Source organism: Vibrio sp. DW001 (assembly GCF_029016285.1).
Lineage (GTDB): Bacteria > Pseudomonadota > Gammaproteobacteria > Enterobacterales > Vibrionaceae > Vibrio.
The window spans coordinates 2,272,531-2,285,680 of sequence record NZ_CP091975.1; the positions used below are offsets into that span (position 1 = coordinate 2,272,531).

Here is a 13,150-nt window from a genome sequence, read left to right on the forward strand (position 1 = left end):
GTCGAAAGAGCATTTTTTGACATAAATAGTACATAGTTCATTCACTCACTCGCGGTATGATATTATTTACGCACAAGGAATGCTCAATAGATGGAGTTCTATATGTTTAAAAATCAATTAACGGTGTTACTTACCGCTTGCTTATGTGTTTTATCTTTTATTGCTCAATCCGCCAGTTTTGATACGGTTGTTTTAGGCAATAAAGGGGGAATACAAGATGGTAACTTAACGGCTTTTTTAATTAAAAGTGAACAAGATTCTAATTTTGTCATGCTTGATTCAGGAACGGTTGTTAATGGATTGATTGTTGCAGAGAAACAAGGCGCATTTGATCACGTTGCTTTGTCAGATAATTCACCTTATACCAAAGTGGGTTATATTTTAAATGAAAAGATTAAAGGTTATTTAATTAGTCATGCGCATTTAGATCATGTAGCAGGTTTGATTATCTCCTCACCAGATGACAGTAAAAAACCTATTTACGCATTAGAAAAAACCAATCAAGATCTGATGGATAATTATTTTAACTGGTCAGCATGGCCTAACTTTGCCAACAAAGGACGTGGTTTTAAGCTTAATAAATACAATTATGTTGACCTAAATCCTACTCAATGGAGCACAATTTCAAACACAACAATGCGTGTTATGGCATTGCCTCTTTCTCATTCTGGTGGTCAGTCTACCGTATTTATTTTAAAAAATAATAAAGATGATGTGTTTGCTTACTTCGGTGATACGGGTCCAGATGAAATCGAAAAAAGCTCGGCATTGCATAGTGCTTGGTCAACATTGGCACCTTTTATTGAGCAAGGTAAATTAAAAGGCATTGTCATTGAGGTTTCTTTCACTAATGAAACACCTGATAAACTTTTATTTGGCCATTTAACACCAAACTGGCTGATAAAAGAATTAACAGTATTAGAAGAGATGAATGGTACTGGTTCATTAGAAGGGTTAGATGTGGTTATAAGCCACATTAAATACAGCTTAAAAAATGTCGAAGACCCTAAAGTTATCATTCAAAAACAGTTAGCCGATAAAAACAAATTAGGTGTTAATTTTATCTTCCCTGAGCAAGGTGACTCATTGCAGTTTTAACATAAGCGGTTGCTTATATCTGTTAATGCCCTTCTTGCATTTACAGTCAGGCTAATTTTAGCGTTATACCTTGCACCTCTCAATCACGTATTTGTTCCCACACTAGAGCGTGGGAACGAGAAATAAGGTCGACATTTATCTTGTTTGTATAAACGCAGATTAGCTGGCTAAACCATAAATTGCATAGTCACTTCGGCCGTTTCAGTTACCGCCTTTGAATACTGCTCGTACTCATCCACCAGCTGGTTAATTAGAATATCTATCAGAAGTAACGCGCTCACTTTTGAGGCAAATGATCCGCCAGTTAACGGTCCTTCTGGACGAGCCGCAACTAATACCTCGTCTGAATTTGCTGAAAGTGGGCTGTGGCGAATGTTCGTTAAACTAACCACGGGAACCTGTTGGCTTTGCGCTTTCTTGGCGGTATAAACAACATCTTTAGTAGAACCTGAACTTGATATTACAAACCACATATCGCCTTGCTTAGACGTAACTGAGCGCATGGCAGCAATGTGTGTATCTTCAAATATTATTGAACATTTACCAATACGTGTTAAACGGTAAGAAAGGTAGTGACCTACCACACTAGAGGCTCCTACACCCACACAATAAATATTATTAGACTCATGGATTAATTTACAGATGCGCTGAACCTGCGTTCTATCAATTAAATCACTGGTATCCTGCAAGCTAGTCATCGCATTTTTAGTGGCAACATGAATCAAATCACTATTCTCACTACGTTTTGTCTTCTTTTGATGAGCTTGTGGCTGATTAATCTCAATCGCTAATGCCATTCGAAAATCAGAATACCCTTTAAACCCTAGATCTCTGCATAGGCGAATGACCGTCGCTTCACTCGTTGCCGTTTCTCTCGCAAGTACAGTAATCGTAAAATACTGAACACTATCAGAGTTTGACAAAATAAAGTTGGCAACATTCTTGAGCTTGGGACTGTAGTCGTCAATGTTATAACGCAGTCGAGTGAGCATGTTAGTTTGAATAGGCGTGTTCATGATGGATTTCATTCTATTTTCTTTCGCTACGAGTATAACTCAAGTCGCGACGAAAAAAACAAGAACCCAACTGACGTTGGGTTCAATTATTTATAAGTTGCTATAGATTATACTTTTCTATGATTTGATTCTTATAGGTTTCAGCTTGGGTGCCGTATATTATTTGAATGCCGTCACCAGAACGAATCACTCCTTTTGCATTCAATGATTTCCAAACATCATCATCCGTTACTAATGTGCTGTCTATTACTCTGACACGCAAGCGTGTAATACACGCATCTAACGTTGAGATATTCTCTACACCGCCTAGGTTTGTCACTATATCGTCGATTAAACCGGAGTCTTTACCATTATAATCTTTGCGAGTGTAAAGCTTGTTGTCCGAGTCATTACGACCTGGTGTTGAATAATTAAATTTACGGATCATAAAGCTAAACACATAATAATAAACCACAGCGTAAACTGGCCCTAAGATCAGTATCCATTGATACGATGTTTTCGCTGTACCTTGTAATAGGCCGAAGAACGTAAAGTCGATAATACCGCGAGAGAACGTTATACCAACCGCCACATCAAGCATATGCATTAGCATATATGCCACACCTTCAAGTACCGCATGAATGGCATAAAGTGCTGGTGCAACAAACAGAAAAGTAAACTCTAAAGGCTCTGTGATCCCCGTTAAGAATGAAGTAAGCGCGGCTGAAATCAAAATGCCTTTTACTTTCGCTTTGTTCTTATCATCCGCACAGCGGTACATAGCTAAAGCGGCGGCGGGCAGACCAAACATCATTGGCAAGAAGCCGCCGGTCATTGTGCGTGTCGCTTCTGAACTAAAATGAACAGTGGTTGGATCAGCGAGTTGAGCGAAGAAAATTTTCTGTCCCCCAGAGACGAATTCACCCGCGACTTCTTGAACACCGCCAAGCTCGGTATACCAAAATAATGGGTATATAGCATGGTGGAGTCCAAATACATTCAGCAATCTCATTAACGAACCATAGAAGAAAGTACCTATATATCCCATAGCAGAGAATGCTTCACCTGCGAATATAATAGATTTAAAAATGGGTGGCCAAATAAAAGGAAAAAAGAAGGCGAGAGGAATAAAGAGCAACATGGTCATCACTGGTACAAAACGGTTACCACTGAAGAAAGCTAAATAATCAGGCAGAGCGACATTCGAGAAACGATTGGTAATAAACGCAGACAATAAACCACATACGATACCACCAAATACACCCGTTTGAAGTGTGAAAATACCCAGTTCTTTAGTGTACAGTGATGTTAAACCAACCGCTCCGTCGGGGCTTGCGCCTGATGCAATAAGCGCATCAACGGTTGTTGTTTCAGGTGTAAGGCCTTGAAAGCCCAACAACGTACCGATGACGGTATGAAATAGAAGAAAACCTAATACCGCCGATAACGCGGCGGTTTCTTTATTTTTATTCGCCATACCTATTGCCACGCCAACAGCAAATAAAAGCGGTAAGTTTGCAAATACAAATAAACCCGATTTAAAACACAACACTAAGAACTGGTTGGTCACGGTTCCTGGGGCTAAGAAGGTTAGATTATACGTTTCGATGAGTGGTCCACTGGTAAAAGCACCACCAACACCGAGCAAAATCCCCGCGATGGGGAGAACGGCAATAGGCAGCATGAATGCCCTACCGATTTGTTGAAGTACTGAAAAAATGTTGTTCATACATCCTCCGTTAAATTATTGTTATAAAAGATATTTTATTTCTTTTGATGAGTAAAAATATTCATTGGCTCGTCTTGATACTAGACGCATGAAGATTTTCTTCAAATGAAATGGAGAAAATATGTGATCTATATTGAAAATTATTTTCATAGTGAATGAAACATATCTTCATAAATGTGACCAGTTCATCACCATTGGCGTACATAGCAATAACCATATTGAGATGCGAGCAATTTTGTTCTCTCTATTCAACAAGTACAAGGGACGGTATTAAACAACACAGAAATTACCGCTATGTTGACTAAGGCAGTTTAAAGCAAGGGTGTATTTAGCTTAAGAACAGACAAACTCTCAAGCTATTGATTTACTGGCTTATACGCACCTAATCTCTTACTATAACTCTGGTAGCATTATTGATTGCATATAAGGGATAAGATGACCATTAACTTCAACAGTAAAGTACGTTCTAAGCGCCTCTATCGCTCTAATGGCGACATCAATAAAGCTTCGTCTTTTCATCCTAACCAAGAAGAAATTGCCAGTTTATCCAGTTTTGAAAGCGACAGAGGAAGAATCATCAATTCGGCTGCCATTCGTCGCTTACAACAAAAAACGCAGGTATTCCCTTTAGAAAGAAATTCTGCCGTTCGAAGTCGCTTAACTCACTCAATGGAAGTTCAACAAGTGGGTCGATATATTGTCCAAGAGGTATTTAAGCAACTAGATAAACAGGAAAAAGAGCACTATCACTTAGATCAGTTGGAGCGACAATTTGAATCTATTGTTGAGATGGCTTGCCTCATGCACGATGTTGGTAACCCACCCTTTGGTCACTTTGGTGAACAGGCGATTAATTGTTGGTTTGAAAAACAGTTACATACCCTTATAGCCACCAATGCCGCTGAAGCTAAAATCGAACTACCTGAACCCCTTTATCGAGACCTATCAAACTTTGAAGGCAATGCCCAAGCAATTCGATTGGTCCACACCCTACTAGAGTTAAACCTGACCTTCTCACAGGTATCCGGCATTCTAAAATACACCCGTCGGGCAGACCAACTCAGCCCAAAAGAACTAAAAAAGAAAAATCCAGACTATAACGATGAATTGAGTTATTTGAAGAAAAAAGTCGGTTATTACGTGAGTGAAGACGACTACGTCTCTTGTTTACGCACCTGCTTGAGCATGGAAGAAGGCTGCCGCTCACCCTTTTCTTATATTATGGAAGCCGCCGATGATATCTCTTATGGTATTGCGGATATAGAAGATACCGTAGAGAAAAACATTATTGACCCATCCCACTTAGAAAGAATCTTAATTGAAGAGTATTCCAACCTATTGGCCAAGTATAAAAACGCAGCCACTAACGAAATGGAAGACATTGTAAAATTGGCTTCAGAAAGTGCACAGAAAGCAAATAACTGCGCAACAAGTCATTTCTTCATTACGCTCCGAGTGGAGATAAATAAACGAGTTCCGAATTACGCCGCGAACCAGTTTATTGAAAACATTGACGCTATCTATCACGGGCGCTTTAATCGAGCATTAATTGAAGATGAAAGCACCGAACACGCGTTAGTACAAACCCTCAAAAACATCGCAGTAAAATACGCCATCTGCGCACCAGAAGTAGACGCCCGCAAGTTACAAGGCTATCGAATTATTACCGGGCTTCTGGATATCTACAAACCGCTTATCGAGCTTGATAGCGATACTTTCACCCAGATTGTTGAAGGTGAAGAAGACACACCACTTTATGAAACGCGCTTATTCAATAAACTCCCTAGTAAACATTTGCGTGCTTACACGAATGCCTTGAAAGAAGAGGCCATTGCCAAATTACCCTATGAATATGCGCCCGATGTTTGGGAGTTTTATTTTCGGGTACGGTTGATTCAAGACTACATCAGTGGCATGACCGACCAATTTGCCTTTGACGAGTATCGAGCACTAATGGTGATAGATCCGAGTTAGTTTTTACTGCATGGTTTAAGATGTATTTGGTTGACTACGCGCTTGACGAGATCCTCGTTTCCACGAGGATGACGGCCTAATAGAGTTATATACGAAAGACACTGTTGAATGATTTATCCCCACCATTGAACCAGTAAGGTCTTTGCTTAGTCAGCAACGCCCATTTTTTCTGCGGTTATAACAATAGTGCCATCTGAACTACTATTTTGAGCGTGAATACGGTTTCTAACTTCATTTTCAAGCGCTGCTTGGGTATTCTCACCATTAGATAGCAGGGTTGTTTGTGCTGTCTTTTTCTTGTTAGCGTTCTGTCTCACTTCTTCTTCCAGTTGGCTTCTAGCGGCTGCCAATTCAGATCTATAATCGTTCCACTTCTGAGCCTTTATGCGTTCATCTTCATCGGCTTCTTTCTTAAGATCTGATACTGATGGCGTGTTATTTACCACTTCTTGTGCGTGTGCGAAGATTTTTTGCTTGTCATCCAAACTCAATCGGTCTGTTTTCGTGTAGTATTTTGTTAAGAATTTATACGATTTCTCGTTATTTTCGCATGCCGAATAAGCCAACGCTGAACTTCTTGAGTATTTATAACAACGTGTATCTCTATGGTTAGAGACCGTTTCAATATCGGATCCGTTATCCAAAATAGTCGTAAACATTTGGCTTTTTTCTGGGCTGCCGTCGTAATACATCATCGCCATCTCAAGCAGTCCGGGTGCGCTATCCCAACTAGGCACATATTGCACCTTTAAGGCGTCTATTGGAAACTTGCATTCGGTCGTGGAAGTTAAGTCTGCTTTACCATTAGACGTTACTTTATGGTCGGCGAGCAGCAAGGCCAAGGTTTTAGGATAATTATTAATATAGGCATTGGTAATTGGTGAAAGGTTTCCATACCCACAAACATCCGACGCTATTCGGTGCTGCTTCATAAGCCGAATAAACTTCACAGCGTCTTCATCATTAAGTCCAAACTTTATAGGCGCGTTGATTGTATATCTGACTTTATAATACTCATCGTCATAATAGACTTTATCCCTCACTATCATGTGCATACGATATTGGTCTTCCCACCTAGCCAATAACCATTCAGCCAATTCAATATCATTCGTATAAATACTGCACTCTAACAAGGTATTGCATGGGCCGTTCGAACTGAATCCATCGGATGGGTTCTGTTGTTCCAAATAGGCAATTTTTTGGTCTGTCGGCAAATGTTGGTTTGTGACAAGGTAATCCTGCATTCCACCTTGAGTTGCAACGCACCCAGATAACATCACCATCGACAGTAGGGCCAGTAATTTATACATATAGGGAGACCAAACTAAATTATTCTATGAATAAGTTTGCCCATTCGGATAAGCAAGGGCAATGACACCTATCAAATAATGGTCACTCTCTGATAATACACTCTGTTGTAGTGGTGCGGTGAATTACGTCACTTACATAAAGGTTAACTATCAATCTGCTTGCATTACGTAACATTAGAGATCGCAGTATTACTATGCAAAAATAATTCAAAGATTAATAGTTGCGTAAAGCCGTTAATTAGGGATACCCAGATTCGAGCTACATCAATGGAATGGATTGGATAACAGGCTTTTCCCCAACATGATTTTGCGAGGACCTTAGGCGGACAAATCTCGTTACCTGCTTTCGATGAGCTCACTAATACTTAGATGTTACCGAACCATGCACAATCACTTCAAAAGTAAGCAAGTTTTAACAACGGGTTATGAGCCTTAAGTATGCATGTTTATTCGCAGCCTAATTTCAGACACTCTACAAATTTCTTTACAAACACACTTTTCTCGTCGGTTAGGAATATGGCGCCTACAACACTTTTTGTTTTGAGATCGTCAACTGGGACAAATACTACATCATTACTTTGGTGACTGGATATCGACTCTCCAACTAATGTACAACCTAATCCAGCAGACACTAGGGCAATTGCGGTATTTATTTCTACGGCTTCATAAGCTATCTGGGGTTCCAGTCCATTTTCCCTGAACAATGACAGCAGCTGTCCACTGAATACGCTCAAAGGATCTTTTGGGTAAACGATGAATTCTTCTTTACACAATTCATTCAACCTCAGCGATTCTCTACTAGCAAATGGGTGGTTTACTGGAACCGCAGCAACGAATGGGTCCTGCATTATCTCTTGATAAATAAACCCATCAGGCACAACAGGGCTTCCTATAAATCTGGATATACCTACATGGAATTTGCCACTTCTAATACTGTCAGGTTGGTAGTCAGAAAGCTCTTCAACAAGGTCGAGCTGGACTTCAGGGTATTCTTTCCTGAATGCTCTTATCGCTGAAGGCATAAAGGAAAATAAGGCAGAGCGGACAAATCCCAGCCCCAACCAGCCATGCTGACCCGCTACGATTTTTTTTGTTTCTCGTTTTAGTTGATTTGTGTTGGCAAGAATATCCGTCGCACGAGGGTAGAAAAACTCGCCTAAATCAGTCAGTTCCATCGGGCGCGTGGTGCGGTCAAATAGCTGCCCGCCCAGTTCGGTTTCCAGTTGAGAGATTTGCATACTTATTGCTGTGGGTGCAACGTATAAGTTTTTTGCGGCTTGTGCAGCACTGCCTACTTTTACAATCTCACAAAAGTACTTTATCTGTTTTAGGTTCATTTAATCTTATCTTAAGTTCAAAAAACGATGTTTGTATTCATTTAAATATAACTTAATAATTAGTTCAGTTATATAGATAGGAGATAAATGATGAGTGACGGTGATATTTCGATATGTCATGACCCCCTTAAGAATAGCTTTAATGAGAAGATGGAGTGCTTAAAACAATTAGGCACTGCAACTATCTATGAAGCTCAGGGGGCTACAGGGGCATTAGATAGTAGTATCAAACCATTGCACGGAGATATGCGTTTTGCTGGTCCAGCATATACCGTTGATATGAGGCCTGCTGACAACTTGATGGTACATTACGCAATGTTACGGGCACATCAAGGAGACATTCTGGTACTTGATGCTAAAGGTTTTATAGAAGCTGGACCGTGGGGGGATGTACTGACATCTCAGGCGATGCGTATGGGGTTAAGTGGACTTTTAATCAATGGTGCCGTGAGGGACTCGACTGCAATTATTGATATGGGATTTCCTGTATTCTCCAAGGGCTTAAGCATTAAAAGCACTGGAAAGAACCAAGTAGGGAAGGTTGAAGTTCCAGTACATATTTCTGGTGTAGAAATAAACTCTGGAGACATTGTTGTAGGAGACCGTGACGGAGTGGTTGTAGTCAAAAGGCACCGATTGGACGAAGTCATTGAACTGAGTCTGAAACGCGAAGAAAAAGAAACCGAATTTATAAAACAAATAATAAACGGTGGAACCACGGCTAACCTATTGAACTTAGAAGATAAATTATCTTCTATTCAAACGGACAACGAATAAATACAACCCTTTAATCCAGATAACAAAAGAGTTTATTATGAACATCACATTAGATTTAGTACAAACAATCGGCCTTGCTGCCGTCATCCTGTTTGTTGGACAGCAGACAAAAGAACGAGTAAGTTTCCTGCAAAAGTACTTTATTCCAACCCCTGTTATTGGTGGTTTACTTTACGCGCTTCTAACGCTTTTAGGACACCAAACAAACACATTTTCTATACAGCTTGATCATGGTCTAACAAAATTTTTAATGGTTCTTTTCTTCACTTGTACAGGCTTCTTGGCGAGTGTAAAAGTGATTAAAAGCAGTGGTAAACAAGGTGCAGTTCTAGCCGTGTTATCTGTTGTACTATTAATTTTACAAGACACCGTGGGCGCGGGCCTCGCTCAAGCATTAGGTCTGCATCCTCTATTGGGTGTGGCAATAGGATCAGTATCAATGTCTGGTGGACTGGGTTCAGCAGCTGCATTTGGCCCGTCTTTTGAAGCGCTGGGTGTAGATTCAGCGACTGTTATTGGTATTGCGGCGGCAACATTTGGTCTTATCATGGGTAGCCTTATTGGTGGCCCAATCGCAAAAGCACTTGTAGAAAAACACGGTTTAACTGGCGGTTCTAGTGCTACGGTGACAACGGCTATTCAAGTAGACAGTAAGAAAACAAACGTTACCCCAATGACAAGCGTTATCATTATACTGGCTACGATGGCGTTTGGTGCGTATTTAGTTGCTGGCCTGAATAAAACTGGTATTACGTTCCCTTACTATGTTGGTGGTGTTTTCGCAGCAGCCATAGTGCGTAACGTTGCAGATGCAAGAGGATACGAAATTGCGATGCCTCACATTAATCTTATCGGCAACTCAGCACTTAATCTGTTCTTGGCTCTTTCTTTAATGGGCCTTCAGATATGGAAGTTGTTCGACTTGGCGGTTCCGATGATGATCATCTTGCTTGGTCAGCTTATTCTCATGGCGTGTTTTGCGTACTTTGTTATCTTCAAATTGATGGGGAAAGACTACGAAGCCGCAGTAATGTCAGCAGGACACTGTGGTGTTGGTCTAGGTCAAACACCAAACGCAATAGCAAACATGTCGGTAGTGATTGAGAAGTATGGTGCAGCACCTAATGCATGGGTCATGTTACCAGTGATAACTGTCATAGTGATTAATTTGGTTAACCCGCTGCTCATCACTTTCTGTATGAACTTGCTCTCATAAGGGTTTCATTTAACAATCCGCTTTCTTTTAGAAGGCGGATTGTTTATATGCAAACCAGAATTAGTCAACCTTATCTTATCAATAAACCTTCGTTCATATAGACAATCAGAAGCACTGGAAGGCCGCCTATTGCTGGCCCCCACCTCCTCATTTGAAATCTGTTATCCCGAAAGGAGAAACGAAGGTTTGATGCATAGAATAGCATTTTCACTACATTAGAAGACGTGACATCAACTAAGTACAGTGCTTACCTCTATTCCCCTTTCTTCTCCACAATCGGGTGCACCAAAATGTCCACCAAACTGGTGTTAATTAATTGGCGAGAGGTCGAAATAAAGTGACTCCAAAAATCGTGGTGATGACCGCAGATCAGCAAGTCAATGTCATGTTTTTCTATCACGTCAGGGAGTTTGTTACTTATATTGCCGGTTCCAACTAACGCCACCTTAATCGGCACTTCCGAACGGCTAATGAAACGTTCAAAGTAACGGTTGGTTTTTTCCGAAACGTTTGATTTACTCTCTGACAAATTCATGTCGAAAAATTCGGTGTAAATTTCCCCGTGGGTGCTATCAATATAAATCAATGAGACATCGGCGTTAAACTTTTTGGCGTAAACCGCCGCCTTGTCAATGAGTGAGTCACTTTCATCTGAAAGTTCTACTGCAACTAGAATGTGTTTATACATACGGCTACTTCCTCAACCTGTTGATACGAGATATCGTTATTACATCAAGTAGAGTACCACTACAGAACGTTTGATTTTGTTCGTGAATTCGCATTTTTCTGATGTTCGGTAAAACAAGATTTGACACCCAAAAACAATGTGAAGACTACGCCAGCAAATCCAACAACTCAGCGGTAATAAAGTCAAACACCACTCTCACTCGGCGGCTGGTATTGAGCTCACGGTGTGTCGTCAACCATATCGGAAAAACAAACGGCTCCAACTCGGTTGGTACTCGTTCTACCAACGGTTCCGAGTCACCGACATTCTCGGGCATGATGCCAATACCTAAGCCTTGTTTTACCAGCTCCCAGTGCGTAATGTAGTTTTCACTGATGATAGGGAAATTACCATGCGTAAGATGTAGGCCCCGGCTGTTAAGCTCTTTGATCAACATTCCGCTGCGGTCGAAACTGATGTAACTGGCCTTATTGAGATCATCTATACAGCGTGGGTTACCTATCTCATTAAGGTAAGCGGGTGTAGCGTAAAAACGAGCCGCCACTTCCTTTATCTTTCTTGCAATCAACTCAGGTTGTGTAGGACGAAAATTTCGAATGGCAATGTCTGCCTCTCGGCGCATTAGATCACTTGTTTTGTTGGTAGAGACAATCTCTATGCGAATCTGCGGATGTTGTTTGCGCAGCTTAGCAATGATCTTGGGCAGCCAAAATGCGGCGTGAACCTCACTGGCACTAATACAGATGGTCCCTTCAATGTTTTGTGAAATGCCACAGGCGGTCAACGATGCAAGGTTAGCCGCGTTTCCCATCGCTCGAATATGATCAAGAAGCTCTAGGCCCCCTGGGGTAAGAATAAGCCCCTGCCCGACACGTTCAAACAACACAATGCCCAGCTCCTGCTCTAGTGCGGTAACTTGGCGACCAAGTGTCGGTTGCGTCATCTTTAAAGCCCGTGCAGCAGCAGAAAAAGACCCCTCTTCTGCGGTAACTAAAAAGGCGCGAGCCCGATTCCAGTCAAAGTTAACTGATTGCCAATCCATACGTAAATGCATACCTGTTGTGCTTATATCGACATACCTATCCTACATGGCGAATGTTACGATCGCCATCTGAAATAACAAAGAACCTAGAGCAATCAGGAAGACGTAATGAAAACAGTATTAGTGTTAGGAGCCAGTGGCGCGACGGGTCGGTTAGTGGTTCAACAATTTCTTGAGAAGGGTATCAACGTGACGGCCATTGTTCGCGCCGAAAGCTCGCTGCCTGAATCGTTTAGCGAACAATCCCCTTTACAAGGGCATTTACAGGTCATAAAAGCCAACATCTCTGAGCTGCCAACCGAAGAGCTTGCGATCTATCTTAAGCCGTGCGACGCCGTTATCTCTTGTTTAGGCCATAACCTCACCGCCAAGGGGCTGTTTGGCCAACCAAGAAAACTCGTCACCGATGCCGTCGAAAAAATAACCCACACACTAGAATCGATGAGCCTTGAACAGGAAGTAAAGTTCATCCTTATGAATACAACAGGCAACAGCAATGACGATATCCCCGAGACCCCCCCGATTTCACAAAGAATGATTATTTCAGCACTGCGTTGGGCGCTGCCACCACACCTCGATAATGAAAAGGCGGCCGATTTTCTTCGCCTTCAAATAGGCCAACAGCATAAACATATTGAATGGGTTGTGGTTCGTCCAGACAGCCTGACAGACGACCCCTTTGTGAGCCAATACGAACTGCATCATTCACCGCTTAGGAATGTCATCTTTGACGCGGGTAAAACCAGTCGTATTAACGTCGCCAATTTCATGTTTAATCTGATCAGTGATGAGGTTCTATGGCACCAATGGAAGGGTAAAATGCCCGTTATTTATAATTGCGTATGACTCAGCATGCCCAAAGCCAACTCAACTCAACCATCACCGGACAAGAAAATGAGCTAAATGATACCCACGTAATCAATTATTGACGTTTCATTGCCTTGACACATACTTGACTAATCAACTACCATTCAATTATTAATC

At 41.4% G+C, this 13,150-nt stretch carries 11 protein-coding genes; 5 read left to right on the forward strand and 6 right to left on the reverse strand.

What is annotated here, in order from left to right:
• The first annotated feature begins 102 nt into the window (after positions 1-102).
• A complete protein-coding gene (locus L3V77_RS10300; RefSeq protein WP_275134072.1) occupies positions 103-1,098 on the forward strand; it encodes a 3',5'-cyclic-nucleotide phosphodiesterase in 996 nt (331 codons plus the stop codon).
• A 167-nt stretch (positions 1,099-1,265) separates the two neighbouring features.
• Here L3V77_RS10300 and L3V77_RS10305 read toward each other — a convergent pair whose 3' ends face one another.
• Together L3V77_RS10305 and L3V77_RS10310 are read right to left on the reverse strand one after the other, a co-directional pair.
• Positions 1,266-2,114 carry a MurR/RpiR family transcriptional regulator gene (locus tag L3V77_RS10305; RefSeq protein WP_275136746.1) on the reverse strand — a complete coding sequence of 283 codons (849 nt, stop codon included), beginning with the start codon at positions 2,112-2,114 and terminating at the stop codon, positions 1,266-1,268.
• A gap of 100 nt (positions 2,115-2,214) precedes the next feature.
• The gene (locus L3V77_RS10310) at positions 2,215-3,822 is read right to left on the reverse strand and encodes a PTS transporter subunit EIIC (protein ID WP_275134073.1); all 1,608 of its coding nucleotides are present in this window, start codon (positions 3,820-3,822) and stop codon (positions 2,215-2,217) included.
• Between the two features lie 435 nt (positions 3,823-4,257).
• On the opposite strand from L3V77_RS10310, the gene dgt reads away from it, so the two are divergent.
• A complete protein-coding gene (gene dgt, locus L3V77_RS10315; RefSeq protein ID WP_275134074.1) occupies positions 4,258-5,796 on the forward strand; it encodes a dGTPase in 1,539 nt (512 codons plus the stop codon).
• Positions 5,797-5,942: 146 nt separating this feature from the next.
• On the opposite strand, the gene L3V77_RS10320 is transcribed toward dgt, so the two are convergent.
• Positions 5,943-7,106, reverse strand: a complete 1,164-nt coding sequence (locus L3V77_RS10320) for a hypothetical protein (protein WP_275134075.1) — start codon at positions 7,104-7,106, stop codon at positions 5,943-5,945.
• Positions 7,107-7,552: 446 nt separating this feature from the next.
• Positions 7,553-8,443 (reverse strand): LysR family transcriptional regulator, encoded by an 891-nt coding sequence (locus L3V77_RS10325; RefSeq protein ID WP_275134076.1) that lies wholly within the window; start codon positions 8,441-8,443, stop codon positions 7,553-7,555.
• 87 nt (positions 8,444-8,530) lie between these two features.
• On the opposite strand from L3V77_RS10325, the gene L3V77_RS10330 reads away from it, so the two are divergent.
• Complete coding sequence (locus L3V77_RS10330) at positions 8,531-9,220, forward strand: RraA family protein (RefSeq protein ID WP_275134077.1); 690 nt, start codon at positions 8,531-8,533, stop codon at positions 9,218-9,220.
• A 37-nt stretch (positions 9,221-9,257) separates the two neighbouring features.
• Positions 9,258-10,436 carry a sodium/glutamate symporter gene (gene gltS, locus L3V77_RS10335; protein ID WP_275134078.1) on the forward strand — a complete coding sequence of 393 codons (1,179 nt, stop codon included), beginning with the start codon at positions 9,258-9,260 and terminating at the stop codon, positions 10,434-10,436.
• Between the two features lie 253 nt (positions 10,437-10,689).
• Here gltS and L3V77_RS10340 read toward each other — a convergent pair whose 3' ends face one another.
• A complete protein-coding gene (locus L3V77_RS10340) occupies positions 10,690-11,124 on the reverse strand; it encodes a universal stress protein (protein ID WP_275134079.1) in 435 nt (144 codons plus the stop codon).
• A 145-nt stretch (positions 11,125-11,269) separates the two neighbouring features.
• On the reverse strand, positions 11,270-12,166 hold the full coding sequence (locus L3V77_RS10345; RefSeq protein WP_275134080.1) for a LysR family transcriptional regulator: 897 nt from the start codon (positions 12,164-12,166) through the stop codon (positions 11,270-11,272).
• A 108-nt stretch (positions 12,167-12,274) separates the two neighbouring features.
• Here L3V77_RS10345 and L3V77_RS10350 point away from each other — a divergent pair, with 108 nt between their 5' ends.
• On the forward strand, positions 12,275-13,012 hold the full coding sequence (locus L3V77_RS10350; protein ID WP_275134081.1) for an NAD(P)-binding oxidoreductase: 738 nt from the start codon (positions 12,275-12,277) through the stop codon (positions 13,010-13,012).
• The last annotated feature ends 138 nt before the right edge of the window (positions 13,013-13,150 follow it).